The sequence below is a fragment of the Alteromonas sp. K632G genome, from assembly GCF_017653625.1.
Taxonomy (GTDB): domain Bacteria; phylum Pseudomonadota; class Gammaproteobacteria; order Enterobacterales; family Alteromonadaceae; genus Alteromonas; species Alteromonas naphthalenivorans.
In genome coordinates this window covers 1-16,455 of record NZ_JAGGDM010000024.1, presented here as the reverse complement: position 1 = coordinate 16,455, position 16,455 = coordinate 1, and the positions used below count along the sequence as shown (strand labels likewise).

14 protein-coding genes and 1 pseudogene are annotated in these 16,455 nt (G+C 42.5%); 7 read left to right on the top strand and 8 right to left on the bottom strand.

Annotation, left to right across the window (positions count from 1 at the left end; all coding sequences use genetic code 11):
* Positions 1–3: 3 nt before the first annotated feature.
* Together J5X92_RS19010 and J5X92_RS19005 are read left to right on the top strand one after the other, a co-directional pair.
* Complete coding sequence (locus J5X92_RS19010) at positions 4–498, top strand: hypothetical protein (RefSeq protein ID WP_013783108.1); 495 nt, start codon at positions 4–6, stop codon at positions 496–498.
* A gap of 221 nt (positions 499–719) precedes the next feature.
* Positions 720–1,613 (top strand): hypothetical protein, encoded by an 894-nt coding sequence (locus J5X92_RS19005; RefSeq protein ID WP_013783109.1) that lies wholly within the window; start codon positions 720–722, stop codon positions 1,611–1,613.
* 66 nt (positions 1,614–1,679) lie between these two features.
* On the opposite strand, the gene J5X92_RS19000 is transcribed toward J5X92_RS19005, so the two are convergent.
* Positions 1,680–2,447: a glutathione S-transferase gene (locus J5X92_RS19000; RefSeq protein ID WP_013783110.1), complete on the bottom strand. Its 768-nt coding sequence runs from the start codon at positions 2,445–2,447 to the stop codon at positions 1,680–1,682.
* 108 nt (positions 2,448–2,555) lie between these two features.
* Here J5X92_RS19000 and J5X92_RS18995 point away from each other — a divergent pair, with 108 nt between their 5' ends.
* Positions 2,556–4,940, top strand: coding sequence for a peptidase U32 family protein (locus J5X92_RS18995; protein WP_013783111.1), 2,385 nt, complete (start codon positions 2,556–2,558; stop codon positions 4,938–4,940).
* 72 nt (positions 4,941–5,012) lie between these two features.
* Here the strand turns inward: J5X92_RS18995 and J5X92_RS18990 are convergent, their stop codons facing one another.
* The 3 genes and pseudogenes from J5X92_RS18990 to J5X92_RS18980 all read right to left on the bottom strand — a co-directional run bounded on the left by J5X92_RS18990 (position 5,013) and on the right by J5X92_RS18980 (position 8,465).
* Positions 5,013–5,585 carry an acyl-CoA thioesterase gene (locus J5X92_RS18990; RefSeq protein ID WP_013783112.1) on the bottom strand — a complete coding sequence of 191 codons (573 nt, stop codon included), beginning with the start codon at positions 5,583–5,585 and terminating at the stop codon, positions 5,013–5,015.
* A gap of 119 nt (positions 5,586–5,704) precedes the next feature.
* Positions 5,705–6,211, bottom strand: a pseudogene (locus J5X92_RS18985) (cupin domain-containing protein); the annotation flags it as partial.
* 280 nt (positions 6,212–6,491) lie between these two features.
* On the bottom strand, positions 6,492–8,465 hold the full coding sequence (locus J5X92_RS18980) for a class I adenylate cyclase (RefSeq protein ID WP_041452481.1): 1,974 nt from the start codon (positions 8,463–8,465) through the stop codon (positions 6,492–6,494).
* A gap of 221 nt (positions 8,466–8,686) precedes the next feature.
* Here J5X92_RS18980 and J5X92_RS18975 point away from each other — a divergent pair, with 221 nt between their 5' ends.
* On the top strand, positions 8,687–9,343 hold the full coding sequence (locus J5X92_RS18975; RefSeq protein ID WP_013783115.1) for an NAD(P)H-dependent oxidoreductase: 657 nt from the start codon (positions 8,687–8,689) through the stop codon (positions 9,341–9,343).
* A gap of 5 nt (positions 9,344–9,348) precedes the next feature.
* Here the strand turns inward: J5X92_RS18975 and J5X92_RS18970 are convergent, their stop codons facing one another.
* Positions 9,349–11,607, bottom strand: coding sequence for a tetratricopeptide repeat-containing diguanylate cyclase (locus J5X92_RS18970; RefSeq protein WP_244361085.1), 2,259 nt, complete (start codon positions 11,605–11,607; stop codon positions 9,349–9,351).
* 278 nt (positions 11,608–11,885) lie between these two features.
* Here J5X92_RS18970 and gloA point away from each other — a divergent pair, with 278 nt between their 5' ends.
* On the top strand, positions 11,886–12,434 hold the full coding sequence (gloA, locus tag J5X92_RS18965; protein ID WP_013783118.1) for a lactoylglutathione lyase: 549 nt from the start codon (positions 11,886–11,888) through the stop codon (positions 12,432–12,434).
* 30 nt (positions 12,435–12,464) lie between these two features.
* On the opposite strand, the gene J5X92_RS18960 is transcribed toward gloA, so the two are convergent.
* From J5X92_RS18960 to J5X92_RS18950, 3 genes are all read right to left on the bottom strand, one after another.
* Positions 12,465–13,052 carry a hypothetical protein gene (locus J5X92_RS18960; RefSeq protein WP_126871699.1) on the bottom strand — a complete coding sequence of 196 codons (588 nt, stop codon included), beginning with the start codon at positions 13,050–13,052 and terminating at the stop codon, positions 12,465–12,467.
* Positions 13,053–13,167: 115 nt separating this feature from the next.
* The gene (locus J5X92_RS18955; protein WP_013783119.1) at positions 13,168–13,731 is read right to left on the bottom strand and encodes a DUF1439 domain-containing protein; all 564 of its coding nucleotides are present in this window, start codon (positions 13,729–13,731) and stop codon (positions 13,168–13,170) included.
* Positions 13,732–13,839: 108 nt separating this feature from the next.
* Positions 13,840–14,409: a DUF4136 domain-containing protein gene (locus J5X92_RS18950; protein ID WP_013783120.1), complete on the bottom strand. Its 570-nt coding sequence runs from the start codon at positions 14,407–14,409 to the stop codon at positions 13,840–13,842.
* Positions 14,410–14,611: 202 nt separating this feature from the next.
* On the opposite strand from J5X92_RS18950, the gene J5X92_RS18945 reads away from it, so the two are divergent.
* The gene (locus J5X92_RS18945; RefSeq protein ID WP_013783121.1) at positions 14,612–15,211 is read left to right on the top strand and encodes a DUF1456 family protein; all 600 of its coding nucleotides are present in this window, start codon (positions 14,612–14,614) and stop codon (positions 15,209–15,211) included.
* A 120-nt stretch (positions 15,212–15,331) separates the two neighbouring features.
* Positions 15,332–16,384, top strand: a complete 1,053-nt coding sequence (gene zapE, locus J5X92_RS18940) for a cell division protein ZapE (RefSeq protein ID WP_208806314.1) — start codon at positions 15,332–15,334, stop codon at positions 16,382–16,384.
* Positions 16,385–16,455 lie beyond the last annotated feature (71 nt).

Here is a 16,455-nt window from a genome sequence, read left to right as displayed (position 1 = left end):
ATTATGAATGTAGTTAAACAGTCGGTGTTATTTATCACCTTATTATGGTGGTCAATTAGCGTTCATGCCCACGGATTCGATTATTCTGTTGTTAGGTTAACAGAAACAGAAAACCATACGTGGCGCTTAGCCATAACCTCATCATTAGATGCTTTTAGAAAAGAAGTGCGTTTGCACTTCTCCAAAACCCCTTACACTACTCCAGAGGAATTTAACGAGCAGCTTCTTAACCATATTAGCGCCACGTTGAGTATCAACGCAGAACTTAAATCTATTCCACTTGGTGAAGGTACGGTATCTCTTGGGCACGAAACGTCGGTTGTTTTTACCCAAATCAAGCTTCCCAAAAGCGCCAAGCAAGTTGTGCTTACTAACGGCGCAGTAAAAGATATCTACCGTCACACCACTAAGCTAATTGTTACGCCATGGGCTGCAAATAAACAGTCATTTATTTTAAATAAGTCGAACAATTTTACGGCAACTATCCCTATACGTTGAACTGATTGAAGCGCGGCTATAAAAATTGGGCATAACTTTTCGTTAAAATTCGTTACCATGGCCTTATAGCATCGATTTTAGCAGTCAGTTTGATGTACTTATTCATATTGCATCTTCCATCTTGCAGATTCGGTTTCTGTGGGGTGTAAATGGCGTGATATTTGATTAAGCGAAATTTGATTGTGTGAAATTCGGGATAGTGTAAAAGAAAGGACACGTAAATGAGTAAAAACACAAAGCTTGTTGTAGGCGTTTTAGTTGCACTTGGCGTTTGTTATGTAGGAGGAAATGTTTATGCTTCCTCAAAAGCCAAAGACGCAGTAGATGAAATGATCGCCGACCTCCCTGCTACCACCCAGGTTTCTTACGGCGATGTAAGTGCGACTATTTTTGGTGATGTGTCCATTGACGATATTCGCATTGGTGATGCCAGACAGGGAGATATTCTGGTCGATAACATAGCGCTTTCGGGCTTTGAAGCCGAGTTGGAAAATACCACAGAAGGTGAAGTGCATTTTTCGGGAGTTTCTTTTTTAGAATTTAAAGGCCAGGGTGTTGATGATACGCCTGACGATATTCAAGAGATTCTGGTTCACATGCTGATGAAAGAGGGAAAAACGCTAGATCAACGTTTTTCCTTTGAAGTAAATGAAGAAGACAACGAATATCGTATTAAAGAGCTTTCTTTCGATGTAGAAGATGCTGGTCGCGTTTCACTTTCAACCGATCTTTTCACTAAAGCACCGATATCAACAGCCCCCGAGTTAATGGCACAGCATTTAATGGCCGCCATTGAAATTGGCGCGTTTGAGTTTTCGTTAGCAGATGATGGATTAGTAGATAGACTATTTGCTTCTCAAGCTACTGCTGAAAAAGACGGCGATAATTTACGTGATGAAGCGATAGAAGAGTTAAAATTAGCGCTGGAGCAAGCTGAGGAACCAAGACAAATGATATTGGAAGGAATGCTTGCGCTACTTGAAGGCGAGGAGGTCACTCTTTACCGTGATAGTGATGAACCTTTTTCAGTTGTACCTATGATGATGATGTCAGATCCCAATGGCGCATTTGCTACTTTCATGCGAGATGGTAAGTTTAAAATTAATACCAAATAGACAGACTGAAAAATCTATTTAAAAGGCTGTTCTACAACAATAGAACAGCCTTTTTTTGTGCTTCGCTTATGGCTTCCACAGCTCATACTGCGTCATTACTTTATTAAACATAACACTTTGTATATAACTGTTTAGCCACTGCTTTAGGTTAGGGTAGGGCGATTCTCGATACCATTTTCGTTCAACTTTAGAAAATTGGCGAATAAAGGGCAGTAGGGCGATATCTGCTAGGCTTTCTTTTGTGCCAAAAATAAACCGCTTCGATTGTGCATCTTCGAGGCCTTGTTGAGCACTTCCTTCAATGCTATTAGCACCTAAACGCGCTTCTAAATCTTGCAGGTATACTTCACAGGCTTGCCTGCACTCGGTGACATTATTTTCGTGATAACGTTTAGCAGCTTTGTAAGCATTTAACTGTGTTTTGAATTCGTCATCGAATATTTTAATTAATGCCAGCATGGCGGGCAGAGCGTTGGGGTCTTGCTGATGCAGTAGGTCTTCTGGATCGTTTTGATGCAGTGCCCACAGCATCACATCCAAACTTTCATCTATCACGGTATTAGTGCCATCTGAATTTGGCAATACGAGAGTGGGCACCGTACCTTTGGCAGACGCTTCAATCATGGCATCGGGCTTATTGCTTAATACCACTTCACGCACTTCAACGTCTTGCGCCGCTTTAAACAAACCAATTCTTCCGCGCATGGCATAAGGGCAATTACGTAAAGAATAAAGTATGGGGCGCTGCCCACGTATAGGTTCATATTTTTGTGCAATTGCAGGTGCGTTTTTGTGATTAGGTTGTAGCGTAGCAGGTGGCTTTGACGGTGGCATTGGGTGTTTTATCTCCATTTACCGCGATTAATCTGCCGTTATGATATTCATTGGGCAAATATGCAGGTAAAATCCTCGGCATAAAGTTTCCCACAATATAGCATCTACATGAACAGTACTCACACGAATCCGAAAATTGAATTATTAGCCCCAGGTGGCGATGTTGATGCGATTAAAGCCGCCATTATTGCAGGCGCCAATGCGGTGTACTGCGGGTTAGATAATTTTAATGCGCGAAATCGTGCGTCTAATATTTCATTTGATGCGCTGGTGGGCGTTATTCGCTTGGCGCACCAATACGACTGCGAAATCTTTTTAACGTTGAATATCGTTATTCTTGAAAAAGAATTTCCCACTCTTGCAAAGCTACTAAGCAAGTTGGTAAATACCACGCTTGATGGCGTGATTGTGCAAGATATTGGCATGTTCAATCTTATCAAAAAGCATTTTCCTACGCTTGATATTCATGCTTCTACCCAAATGACCACGCATAACATCGGTCAAATCCCTTTCCTTAAAAAACTAGGGGCTTCACGGGTTAATTTGTCGAGAGAATTAAACCTGCGGGAAATTACTGCCATTACCAAAGTAAGCCGCGAACACGACGTGCTAACCGAGGTGTTTGTGCATGGGTCTTTATGTGTGGCGTTCTCAGGGCTATGTTATTCAACCTCTGCGAGTGCCGGAAACTCGGGTAACCGAGGCCGCTGCAGTCAGGCTTGCCGCGAAGAATATGAAACCACCGAATCGGGGCATAATTTTCCGCTAAATATTAAAGACAATTCAGCCTTTTTCGACCTGCCTGCATTGATAGAAGCTGGCGTGTATTCTTTTAAAGTAGAAGGGCGGATAAAAGGCGCAAGTTACGTTCATACCGTTATTGATAGTTTTAGAAAGCAGATAGATGGCTTTTTAGAAACAGGCGAATTGTTAGAAGACGGCGAACGCCTTTATAAGGTTTTCAACCGAGACTTTTCTAACGCGTTCTTACGTGGCGATTTGAATCAATCGATGTTTATTGATAATCCACGTGATAACTCAAAAAATCATGCCATTGAAAAAGCGGTTCAAACGGAAAGCGCAAATGATGCGTCGGCGAAAGACGTTAATCGTATTTCAGTGGTGCAAATACAAGAAGTGAAGCAAACTCTTTATCAAGAAAAGAACGAGCTACACGACTTGGTAAGAGAGAAAATTCAATACTTATCTATTGATAAAATACCTACAACACTAGTGTTTTCAGGTGAAGAGGGAAGTTGCTTAACCCTGACTATCAAATCCCATGGGTTAGCAGCAGGCAACTCTTCTAATACTGAAGATGTTCAAGGCGAGTCTGGTAAGGACAGTATCAACACCATTGCTCCTAAAACCATTACGCTACGTTCTGAAGGTGTGTTGTCTAAAAGCGAGAAAAACGCGCTAGACGAAACCTTGTTAGAGAAGCGTTTTAGAAGTTTAGGCACAGGCGAATATGGCATCGCCGACCTTGATGTCACACAATTAGGTACAGGCCTTAGTTTGCCGTTTCGCGATGTAACGGCGCTTAAAAACGAAGCCATGAAGCAGCTTAACGGTGAACAGTCGTTAATACCTGAAGTGATATTACCAAAACTCACGAGTTACCCTAAAAGCGAAGCCGATAAACAGCCCGCGCTTTCGTTGCTAATCTGTGATGAGGCAGACGTGCATTTAGCTGATGAGACGGATGCTGATATCTACTTTAAGTTGCCAGATGCTTACAAGCGTAATTGCACTAAATATATAGGCTTTTTACAAGACAACCCCCGCTTAATTCCGTGGTTTCCTGCAGTACTTATTGGCAAAGACTACGATGTGGCAGTGAACATTCTTGAACAAGTCATGCCGCCATTAATTATAACCAACAATACCGGTATTGCTTTTAAAGCGAATGAACTGGGTATCAAGTGGATTGCAGGGCCTTTCTTAAATACCACTAACTCGTATGCTTTAATGGCCATGAAAGAAGATTTCGATTGTCACGGTGCGTTTATTTCAAACGAGCTAAACCGCATGCAAATGAAGAACATTGCACGGCCTGAAAACTTCAAACTGTTTTACAGTATTTATCACCCTATTTTGTTGATGACCAGCCGTCAGTGTTTTTTCCAGCAAAGTGTAGGTTGCGAGAAGCCGCGTATCGATAACGGGTGTATGCTCTCTTGTGACAAATCAACCAGCATTACTAATATGAAAGGTATGTCGTTCGCCATCGATAAGCAAAAAGCCGGTTATCCGAGTATTTATAACGAAGACCAGTTTTTAAATATGGAAGTAATGAACGATTTATCTGACTTGTTCGACGGCTTCATGATTGATTTAACCAACATTGGTGCGGGAGACAAAGTATCGCCAGACAAGGTAGCGCTAATTCGCCAATTCGAACAGCTATTAGCCGGTGATAAACAAGTTGAAGACACGCTAAATAGTATGGTGCCAGCGTCAACAGTAAGCCAGTACCACGCAGGATTGTAGGCTAGCGCATACCTGTGTAAGCATTAATAAAAGCCCTTGGTTGTTGCAAAACACCAAGGGCTTTTTTGTATCTTACTCTTGGGTATAAGACGCATCTTTGTCGAAGGTGATGGTGCAGCGCTGTTTATCAAGCAATACAAAGTCTTCTTTTGGAATGAAGTCGTCGTGTTCTTTTTGTATTCTTGCCTGCGCTTCTCGTTTTACTTTATTACGCTTAATCGTTGTGACAAAATGACGCATTTCGTGAGGGTTACTGAGTTCAAGCTCGGGCACTTTTACTGGCACACCGTTGTCGTCTTTAGCCACCATCGTGAAAAAGCTGTTATTGGTATGCTTCACTTTATTGGTCTTGATGTTCTCAGACGTGACTTTAATACCCACCACCAATGAAGTGTTTCCGACGTAATGCACAGTAGCATCTAGCGATAATAGTTCGCCCACTTCCACAGGCTGTAAAAACTCAACGCCATCAACGGTAACCGTAACGCAATAGGCGCCAGCGTGCTTACTGGCACAGGCGTAGGCCACTTTATCCATTAAAGACAAAATAATTCCGCCATGGACTTTTCCACCGAAGTTGGCAAAAGAAGGAACCATTAGCTCAGTTAAGCGTGTTCTTGAAAATGCGACAGTACGTGGGCTCATAGTTAACCTTTATATTGTGATAGTTGATGTAGTTGTAGGGTAGATGGCTATTTAGGGTAAAAGTGTTTTTATCATAAGCGCGCTTAGGTTTGACCTTCGAACAATGCGAGCGACTTCTTTTATCGGGTTAACGATGTAATGAGCTTACTGTGCTGAGGAAATTGCTTAATTAACTCAGCGCGTTCGCCCAACTGCATATCAATATATTCGAAACCAGGCGCTACCGCTTCTCCTATTAGGCCGTAACCATAGGAGCCGGTAGTCAGTATTTTTGACGCCTTCCAGGTTCCGCCTTTTACCACCATTTGCATCTTGTGGCCTTGCGTAGGATCGGGGCCTAATACATGGGTTTCAAGGCTGCCATCTTGGTTAATGAGGTAATACGTAATGGGGTCTCCCATGTGGAAGTAATGCATGATGTCAGAACGATTCATATGAAAATGTCCGATAGGAGATTGGGCACTTAGCAGGTAATAAATAGAGGTCATATTCACTCTATCGCCGTTTTCTGTACTTATTAGCGGCCTGTGATCTGCTTTAAAAGTTTGGCGAAAAAAACCGCCTTCAACGTGGCCGGTTAAATCAAGAGACTCGATGAGTTGTTCTGCGGTGAGTTTTTTATCGAGAGACTTTGCCGATTGAGTAGTGGTAGTAACGTTAGTGCAGGCACTTAGCAGGGTACACAGCAAGGTTACTGACAAAACAAAAGGGAGAACGGATGTTTGGGTTTTAGTTTTTAGCATGGTAGCCCCACAACGTAATACGTAGTTTTGTTTTCTAGCATACCTAGATAAACAAAAAAATATTAGCTTTTTCAGGCTCAAGAGAAGGAATCTTATGGCCAATGTGACTGTTTGGCAATAAAGAGAGGCGCAGAATAGAAGGGGGAGAACACAGGGGACGTGTTTAGTGAATAAGTGAAAAACTCACACCAGTGGATTCTAAAAACTCACCCTGAATGCGAGCCTGCTGATTTCCGCGAGGCACCATGGCATAACAAGGCGGTGCAGGCTCCGTTTCTTCAAGCTCAAACCAGAGTGTATCAAGCACATCTTTTCCGTGGAATAAAAAGGTTTCGCCCCACGACGTGGTATACAACACAGAGACCTCTTCAACGCTCGCCTTTTGCCTGAGCGTGTTGAAATTTACAACAGCTAAGCAGGTTGTAATGCGAGCGCTAGTGAGCAAATTATCTCTTTGCAGCGAAGAGACTTTAATGGGCGGAAAGTAGCGGCAGATATGTTTCAATAAGTCGTTCAAATCCAGTTCGCTTACCTCTGTGGCATTGTAATCAAGGTAGATGGTGGTTTTTGCGTCGATAATACGATTTGCTACGCACCATACAATTAACTCAATAGCAGAGGATGTTTGCGTTATCTTCTGATTTTGCGATATTTTTCCCGACTTGCTGAGTATATCTGTGGCATACACAGTCCAAGTTTCTTGCCCTGTTTTACTGTGCTTTAGCGCCACGGTTACCGTTTCGCAGTAAAGGTTTTCATCAAACGCGCGGCGTAGAAATTCAATTTTGTTCGGTTTCTTGCCATAAAACGTACTCAGTCGACGACCTAGTACGGTCATGTCTTCTTTACTCATTGTTTGTTGTTCAGCACCAAGCTGACTTGAAATACGTCGATAGCATTTCAAAAGAAACCGATGAATACGTCGGCTTAATTGAACCCGCTCATGAAACGACCATTCGTGCTGATTATCTAAATGATAAAGGTCTTGTTTTGTCCACCCCCACTTTTTAGCATAGGCCGCTATTATCTTGCGTTTAAACGTTGAGGTTTCGCCACGTAGCGGCGGTTGGCTGAGTTTGCAATTGCATTTGAGGTATAGGCACTGTTGAAGCAATAACATGTCTTCAGGCTGCCCCTCTTTTTCGTAATGTTCAATAAGTTGGTCGAACATCAGCGCATAAGGGTCGATAACTGCGACTTGTCCAGGTGCTTCGGCACCTCGGTGAACATGCTTTTTAAGCAAGCTGCATAAAGGCTGACCGTGCTCAATATGAGCAAGATAAACTTCTAACTTCGCTATTTTTAGTACCGACTTGAACGGCGAATCCATGGCCTTGCTTAACTGCCATATTGCAGCACCAAACAACTCGCTGGCGTCGAGCTTTTCAAGGTTACCAAGGTCCATAAACCAACTTAAATCTGGAGATCCACCCTCTTCTAGGTGATCTTTTAATGCTGCATATTGCTGATCATTTGTTTTTTCTGGGGTTAACCACCAAAAAGGAGCCTTTCCAGCCACTACAATATTGGTGGTGTAAAACTCAGCTTTAAGAAACAGGGATTGAGCGGAGCCTGCGCTTTCTCCATCGGCAATACCAAAGTCGTTACGTCGCACATTGTCAATTTCAGATAGGAAAAAGTGCACTTCTATACCGAATTTGCGGTCTGCCCAACTTTCAATGGCAGTTAATTTTTCTTGTAGTTTAGTAAGCGATGTTTCTGATAGTTGCTTACCATCGACGCACACCCAATAGTCGAAATCAGAGGTGTCAGTTTGTGCAATGGTGCCAATACTTCCCATAAGCACTAACGCATCAATCGCTCGCTGACGGGGCCACAGAGGCTTGATATCAGAGAGCAAATCACGCTTATCTGGGAAGCATTGCAAAAGTGCATTTTCAACAACATCGCGAAATGAGTAGTTATGAATACCAAAGGGAATATTTTCGCCTTCAATATAACCTGGAAGCTCAGGATGATTTACGTGCAGTAAAAACGGCAGTACATGGAACAACGGCTTGTGCTCAGCAGGCATAAGCATAAGTGCACGTTCTACTCTTGCCTTGTTGTACCTAAGTACACGTAACAGGCGTATTGTTAGATTCTTTTTAATTGATAGAGACTGCTGCTCTGTCATTACTGCTCTTTAGTATCGATAGTGATTTCAAAAATAGCGCGATTTTCTATTGTCTGCCTCCTATTTCTAGTATGGCAGTGAAAAATAGACGTTTAGCCTGCGCTTCCATTATCAAAAATTTGTTTAAACTCATTCAATCATTACTGGGCTTATCGTCTTTAGTATAACTCGTTAAACTTCTCTGCATCTAAAGTATTCGCATTAAATATTAGGAATTAGTTATGTCTAACCAAATTATCAGTGATTTAAACCAGCGTTATACCGTTAAAAAGTACGACAGTAGCAAACGTATTTCTTCAGAAGACTTAACCACTATATTGGAAGCATTAAGGTTATCAGCCTCTTCTATAAACTCTCAACCTTGGAAGTTTGTTGTGGTTGAAAGTGACAGTGCAAAACAGCGCCTACACGACACTTTTGCTAACAAGCACCAGTTCAACCAATTGCATGCAAAAGAAGCATCTCACACAATCTTATTTGCTTACGACCCTAAGTTTACCAAAGAGAAATTTGTTAAACGTGTTGATGCTGAAGTGGCGTCTGGTCACTTACCAGAAGCAATGCGAGACTCGTTTATGGGGGCTTACGCTTTTGCAGAAGCTAATACTGATGAGAACGGCTACAACGGCGCATGGACAAAAGCTCAAGTTTATCTAGCATTTGGAAACTTGCTCCACACTCTAGCCCGCCTTGGTATTGCTTCTACACCGATGGAAGGCGTGGACGCTGACTTGATTGGTGAATTGTTTAGCGAAGAGTTAGACGGACATGTTTGTGAAGTGGCGCTTGCACTTGGCTATGCAGACGAAGAGCAGGACTGGAACCACGGTTTACCTAAAGCACGTTTGCCAATGGAAGATGTGATTACCGTTGTATAGTTACGTTAGTCTTGCGCTCTAGCAAGAGCCTCGCTCCACAAGGTGACCCGATTACGGCCTAATGATTTCGACTTAAATAATGCGAGATCGGCTTGGTCTATAAACTCAGAAGGCGTCGTTGCGTTAAAGCGAATAGATGATACGCCTAAGCTGCAGGTAATCGCGATATCATCAAAGCGACAAACTTGAATAGTTTCTCGCATATTTTCCGCTATACGCATGGCTTGGTGTGAGGAGGTATCTGGCAATACAATGCAGAACTCCTCCCCACCAAACCTTGCAACAATGTCGTTCTGACGAACACACTTTTGTAAAGTTTTAGCAACGCCTCGAAGTACTAAGTCACCGATGGTATGCCCGTAACTATCATTGATAGATTTAAAATAATCGATATCTATCATTATCACGCAATAGTCTTCAGGCTTTGGCTTTCTTGCAAAATCTCGTTCCATTAAATCAAACAGAACGCGGCGATTAAAGCAGTTCGTCAATGGGTCTCGCGTGGCTAAATAGTCGAGTTCCCTGTTGTGTTGTTTCGACAACATAAAGCGACGATAAATTAACAGTATAGCTGCTAAACAAACGGCCAATAACAATGCTAATGCGACACTGGCATATCTATTTTTAGTTAATTCAAGTTCTGAAATGGTGGTGGCTTGCTGGGCTATCTCAATTTCATTGTTCTTTCGGGCCAGTTCAAGTTTATCGAGTTTGTTTTTTTCTCGCAGAGTTTCTAACTCTATTTCTAGTCTTAATGAATGTAGCTTGGCTTTCTCCAGCGCGAGTTCGTTGTTACTGGTGTCTTCTTGAATAACTTCGCTTAAGGCAATTTCTTGTTCAGCGTATTGTAAAGATGCCGCTGTATTGCCTCTACGTTTCTCTGCTAGTCGCAAATAACGATAACTTTCTAACGTATAGGCTTTGTAGCCATTTTTACGTGCTAATGTCAGGGCGCTTTTTAACAGCTTAATAGCCTCTTCCATGTCGGTATCAATGAGCATACCTGCTAATGGAATGAGCGTTTTAATTTGATAAAAATCACTTTCGATCTCTGTGGCTAAAGCCAGTGATTCTTTATAATAATCAAGCGCGCCGGAAACGTTATTTTCGTCTCGTTTGATGTTCGCCAATATTCGCTGGGTTATTGATTGCTTTGCCTTGTCATTGCTGTCCCGATAAATATCATCTGCTTTTTGCGCTAACAAGGTTGCCGAAGCATAGTTACCCTTGTTGTAATCGATAATCGCGCTTTCTCTTAGCGCGGTAGCAAGGGTTTTAGGCTCAACTTTTTCCTCTGGCAAGCTAATGGACAGCATGTAGAACGAGCGGGCTTGGTCGAATTGTTCCAGCCTAAAATATATATGACCTATCTGATTCGACGTTTTTGCTATGCCCGTCGCATCATTGACCTTCTTATAATACTTATGAGCTTGATGTACATGCTTTAAAGACTGTTCATAGCGGCCTATGTAGCGGTAAATAATCCCTGCTCCCATCAACGCTTTAGCGCGGCCCTCAGCATCATCTATTTGGCCGTGAAGGGCTAAACTTTGTAATGCGTAGTCTAGCGCAAGTACTAAGTTACCAAGGTATCGTTGTGCTTCAGCCAGTGTATTAAAGGTACGTGCCATAGACTTTATTTCATTTAAGTCTGTATATATAGCTAATGCTTTTTCATAATATTCAACGGTTTTTTCTCGGTTTTCTAATCGCTTGTAGGCCTCAGCAATTCTGACGAGGGTTCTTGCGTTTAGTTTCTGAATGTGGCTTTCGTTGACCGTAAGATATTCAATAGCCATCAAATATTGCACAACCGCAATAGTGTATTCTGCCCGTGCGAAATGGTAATCACCTTTGGCTTTTAAGGTAATCCCAATAGGGAAATCTACGCCGTATTGAAAAGCCAATGGCACTAGCGTTGTAATCGCGTTTTCCGCTTTGGTGAATTGTTTATCTTTCACCAATACATCGATATAGCCCACATTCGACGATATATAATTTTCCGTATCGTTGAGCTTTTCGAATATAGCTGACGCGGTAAAAAAATGGTGCTGTGATTTTTTGTATTGATCGGTTCGACTCGTTAGTTTTCCAAGTAGAAAATGCGCTTGTGCTGACGTGCTAACGTCGTCTATTTCTTCCGATATTTTTAGGGCTTGATTAGCCCATATAGTGCTGCGTTTTGGTGAGGAATCTTGTGCTTGTTGTGCCTGGGAAAGTAATGTTTCAGCGCGCTGAAATGAAGCTTCATCCTGAGAAGGCAAGGGGCTAGCCTGCTGCGAACGGGCGGAAGTACAAATGACCAGTAACAGGATCAAAACAAAAAAGCGCATTTACTATGAGTTCGGGTTATGCCAACTGAATAAACAAAGTATAAATGTTCAGGCTTTGTACTAACAGAGAGAATGTGCTGCTATCAAAGGTCCAATAGTCTAAGCCGTTGTACAATAAAACATCTATTGCTGCTTTCATTGTTGCTTATAGCTTTGATTGCCCCCATTTAAAGCACTGACGAAGTCACTTAACTAAGGATACTATTTCAATGAGCCGACATTTTGATAACGCCGAAGGATTGTGTGAAGACAAGGATAAGGCGACAGAAGGGTTTATTTTCAACCAGACCATGCTACGTATTGCCGACCCTGCACGTTCACTCGATTTTTATACACGAGTAATGGGAATGACCTTGCTAAAACGTCTTGACTTTGAAGGGATGAAATTTAGCCTTTATTTCTTAGCAGCGGGTGACGATTTTTCTGATATTAGCAAAGATGACAGTGAGCGAACCGCCCAAACCTTTGGTCGTCCAGCCATGTTAGAACTCACTCATAACTGGGGCGATACCGCAGACACGGTTCATTATCATAATGGCAATAGCGAACCGAAAGGCTTTGGTCATATTGGCTTTCACGTACCGAATCTAGACGCTGCATGTGAAAGGTTTGAAGCGCTAGGTGTCCCTTTCCAAAAACGTCCTAACGATGGTTCGATGAAAGGCATCGCATTTATTAAAGATCCAGATGATTATTGGATTGAAATATTCGATGCTAAGCAAACGGCTAAGGTATGCGCCCCGCATTTAGCTAAGTAGCGTAAGGCGCCCCGTCTTGTAATGCCAAACTTAGTCAGCATAGCCCCATGGTGCCGCAGGTACGGGTATAGGTTGGGTTAAATCAAAATCGACCCGGAACTCTCTGCCTTCTCTAATCAATCGGTAGGTAAAGGTTTCCGGGTAAATAAACATTTGCCAAATATTGGAGCTTGATTGGGGAATGCCACTTTTCGCAAACAAGGCTTTAGAGTAGGCATCGGCGGGAAAAGATTGAACTTGGGGCCAACCAGCATCAAGGGTATGGCCGCCGTACATGGTCGATTCCGAGTAGCTACCATCTTTATGGCGATGATCATGCTTGAGCGACAACCCAGAGCCCGTTTTTGTAATGATCCACGTCCGAGATGCATCCTCACCCACGTGGAAGGGGATATATAACACATCGTCTTTACAGCGCCTGACATGCATAACCAAAGGTTTATCAGTCATGCTGCTAGTGGGCTGGTTATCAACCGTTACTTTCCCCGCAAACGCTTTACCACACAGCGCGCGTATACTGTCAAAAAAACTATCGTGGCTGGCAATCGACACTAAAGGGGCTGGCTGAATAATAGGGACAGTCGCCATTTTTTCTGCGCTAAAAGCGGTTGCTGGCATTAGTATTGGCGTCATTATTAGCGCTAAGGTGCCCAGTGCGACTAATCGAGGTGCTATTTGAAGCAGTGTTAAGCTAATTTTCATGCGTTACCTTATTATTATTTTTTATTATGGCCTAGTTATTCCAGTTTCTTGGTACTAATTGAACAGCACCCTCAACCACTTTCATGTCTAGCGGTACTTTGCTTAATAGCGCCACTTTAGGGTTATTCATATCTAATTTATAAACAGGGTTAACCGCCAGAAAAGCGTTGAGTAAATTCATCACTTCATTGTTTAATGGTTTTAGATTCCCCTTATAGCTTCCTGCTTCTACGCTTGAGTCGAGTAAATTAAGGTTGCGGAGAAATACGGCTTTTTGCTCACTATCATAGTAAGGGCTGCCTTCAATCTGAAAGGTTAAACGTACCGGATATTTAAAGGCGAAAGCATTAATTTCTGCCCCTGTGTCTAACCCCAGTGATATGACATCGCGGTTATCTGGGCCAATATTTACGCTCACATCATTCACATTGAGCTGTACAGGCAAGCCCATAAGATTAACGTTTTCAGTTAAATTAGGCATTTGCTTGGTAAGCAACGACTGAACTTCAGCATTTGAAAAAGAGAAAACCGCTAAGCCGTTAGTGCTTGCACATCCAGTGAGAAAAAGTGTGATAGCAAATAATATAACTTTCATAAAAAACCTTCTGTATAGAGTTTATAGCCTACGATGAAAACAAGAGAGTGTCTTATAACAAGCAAGCTAACTATTCTCATTATGTCATGTGCCCGACATAAGTGACTTTTATTTTGCTGGAAAGGCTTCAAGTAAATTGGCCACTAACTCGCCAAGTTTATTTTGGATAGTGACTGAATCGGTAGATTCTACTTCTACACTACCCAACGCACTGTAAATAAAGGTATCGCCTCTTACTACGTCGATTTGAAGATTTTGATATTGCGTCACACGCTCACCAATAGGTACGCTGAATATACTGCCAAGAGAGATGCCACCAGAACGCCCAAACACACCCGAGCCTAATCCTAGATTTAACCGCGTGTCATTTTCTTCACTGGCGGTAGAAGGAAGGAAACCTACCAGTACATCTGCCCCTTCTTCTGGCGAGGGCTTGAGCCCCTTGGCGATAAGAGCTCGGCTAATCGCTGATGTAAGTTGGCTTTCTATTTCTGGGTTCAAACTATTAAGTGGTGGTCGAACAAAAAATGTATTGATTTCAGCAAAATTTTGGCTTTCATCAATGTTAATTTGGGGGCCCTTGCTGGCACACCCAGCTAAGAAGCTTACCGCCAATAAGACTAAAATCAGGTAAAAGGGTTTGCTTGCCGTATGTTTACTTTTATTTGTTGGTGTCATAAGTACGCCGAATAAAGAGCTGCTTTAGTAGTTTAAAGAAGAAAACCACCAATTAGGATCGATTTATTACCGTAAATAACACGAATTAAACATAAAGCCGAATCAAATCACGCAAACCCGCGCTTTTAATTCGCGGTCTATTAGCCATTGCGATAAACTACGCCATAATAAATGAGCCACCTCTAGATTAAGACTAAAAACCATGATCCACAATGATGTTCTACGACGCCTACGTTTTGCTTTGGCAATTAACGATACCGCTGCTATCGGTATTTTCAAGTTAGTAGATTACGACATGGATGTAGACTACCTTCATTCAATTATGAAAAAAGAAGGTGAAGAAGGGTATCTACCTTGCAGAGACAAAATCATTTCTTTGTTCTTAGACGGCTTAATCATTAAAAGACGTGGCAAACAAGAAGGTGTTGAGCCTGTTATTTTAAAAGCCGGTGAGCGTTTGAGTAACAACGAAGTGCTTCGAAAAATCCGTATTGCTATGAGCTACAAAGACGAAGACATGATTAACGCGCTTCAAATGGCTGATTTCAGATTAAGCAAGAACGAACTTTCTGCGTTTTTCAGAAAACCCGATCACAGAAACTATAAAGTGGCTGGCGACCAAGTTGTGCGAAATTTATTGCAAGGCATGGTGAAAAAATACCGCCCTGATGCGAAAAAAACAGCGCATACGAAAGAGCAAGTACGCGAGAACGTAAAAGCGGATATGCAGGCCCAAAAAGCGAAAGAGAAAGCGAAAGAGAAAGCCAATAAGCCAAGTTCAGTGTGGGGTAAAACCTCTTAAGCGTAAGCTGGTAATCATCGAGCGTTGCGCTTTGCACTGTGTTCATAGAGTGTAATAGTTTGAAAGTTCAAACATACGCGCAACGCTATCTTCCTCGGCAACAATCATTTAAAAACCTGTATGCAACGGTCCTCACCGCTTACCAAATATCAAGCGTTAGTCGATTCGGGTAAACTTCAAAAAGACCCATCACAAGAACACGCCATTGTATTACTTCAGCAACTGTATCTTTCGTTACAGGGTGCTCACGAAGACGCTTCTCATAAAAGTAAGCAACCACAGAGTAAAGGCATTTATTTGTGGGGCAAGGTAGGGCGGGGCAAAACCTTTTTAATGGACTTGCTAGACGCGTGTTTGCCTAGCGCTTTGTGTAAACGACAACATTTCCATCATTTTATGCAGGATGTGCATAAGCGTCTTACTGAGCTATCCGGTAAGTCTGAGCCCCTGCGCCATATTGCCAAGCAGCTAAGTAAGCAGTACAAGGTTCTGTGCTTTGACGAATTCTTTGTCTCTGATATTGGCGATGCCATGTTACTAGGTAACTTACTGCAGTACATGTTTGAACTTAACATGGTAGTGGTGTGTACCAGCAATTGTGCGCCAAACGAGCTTTATCGAAATGGATTACAGCGCTCACGTTTTTTACCCGCTATCGCGGCCATTGAAGCCCATTTACACGTGCTGCATCTTAATGGTGAACAAGATCATAGAAAGCGTGCTCTTAATTACCTTCAACGTTATTTCGAATTACCTAAGCCATTGCAAGCGCAGGCGGAATTGCATCAAACCCTCCTTCGTCAGTACGACTTAACATTCAATGATGTGGCGTCAAGCGTAACGGTGTTGGGGCGAACTATTAATATCATCGCCCAAAGTGACGCTGATACAAGCAACTCAGGCATAAGCCATAAGGCAGTTTGCTTTGATTTTTCCTCGTTGTGTGAAGGGCCTCGTAGTCACTTTGATTACGTAGAGTTAGCCAAGTTGTACAAAACCATATTAGTGTTCAACGTACCGCCTATGAGTGGCCAGGCATACGAGAGAATTAAAGCGCGGGGCACTGAAGATAATGGTTCGAATATCAACATCGCCTCTGCTGAAACCGGAGAGCGGGAAGTGGTTTTAGCGCCAATGGATGATGCATTACGCCGATTTATTGCATTGGTGTGATTACCAAGGGATTGTGTCGGTCTAATTACCGAGCGATTTTGTCGTAAATAGCATATCAGCCAGTTGCTAAA

Bases quoted from the DNA above. Each gene is read 5' to 3' on its own strand.
- J5X92_RS19010 (WP_013783108.1), top strand. From the start codon at position 4: ATGAATGTAGTTAAACAGTCGGTGTTATTTATCACCTTATTATGGTGG.
- J5X92_RS19005 (WP_013783109.1), top strand. From the start codon at position 720: ATGAGTAAAAACACAAAGCTTGTTGTAGGCGTTTTAGTTGCACTTGGC.
- J5X92_RS19000 (WP_013783110.1), bottom strand. From the start codon at position 2,447: ATGCCACCGTCAAAGCCACCTGCTACGCTACAACCTAATCACAAAAAC.
- J5X92_RS18995 (WP_013783111.1), top strand. From the start codon at position 2,556: ATGAACAGTACTCACACGAATCCGAAAATTGAATTATTAGCCCCAGGT.
- J5X92_RS18990 (WP_013783112.1), bottom strand. From the start codon at position 5,585: ATGAGCCCACGTACTGTCGCATTTTCAAGAACACGCTTAACTGAGCTA.
- J5X92_RS18980 (WP_041452481.1), bottom strand. From the start codon at position 8,465: ATGACAGAGCAGCAGTCTCTATCAATTAAAAAGAATCTAACAATACGC.
- J5X92_RS18975 (WP_013783115.1), top strand. From the start codon at position 8,687: ATGTCTAACCAAATTATCAGTGATTTAAACCAGCGTTATACCGTTAAA.
- gloA (WP_013783118.1), top strand. From the start codon at position 11,886: ATGAGCCGACATTTTGATAACGCCGAAGGATTGTGTGAAGACAAGGAT.
- J5X92_RS18960 (WP_126871699.1), bottom strand. From the start codon at position 13,052: ATGCCAGCAACCGCTTTTAGCGCAGAAAAAATGGCGACTGTCCCTATT.
- J5X92_RS18955 (WP_013783119.1), bottom strand. From the start codon at position 13,731: ATGAAAGTTATATTATTTGCTATCACACTTTTTCTCACTGGATGTGCA.
- J5X92_RS18950 (WP_013783120.1), bottom strand. From the start codon at position 14,409: ATGACACCAACAAATAAAAGTAAACATACGGCAAGCAAACCCTTTTAC.
- J5X92_RS18945 (WP_013783121.1), top strand. From the start codon at position 14,612: ATGATCCACAATGATGTTCTACGACGCCTACGTTTTGCTTTGGCAATT.
- zapE (WP_208806314.1), top strand. From the start codon at position 15,332: ATGCAACGGTCCTCACCGCTTACCAAATATCAAGCGTTAGTCGATTCG.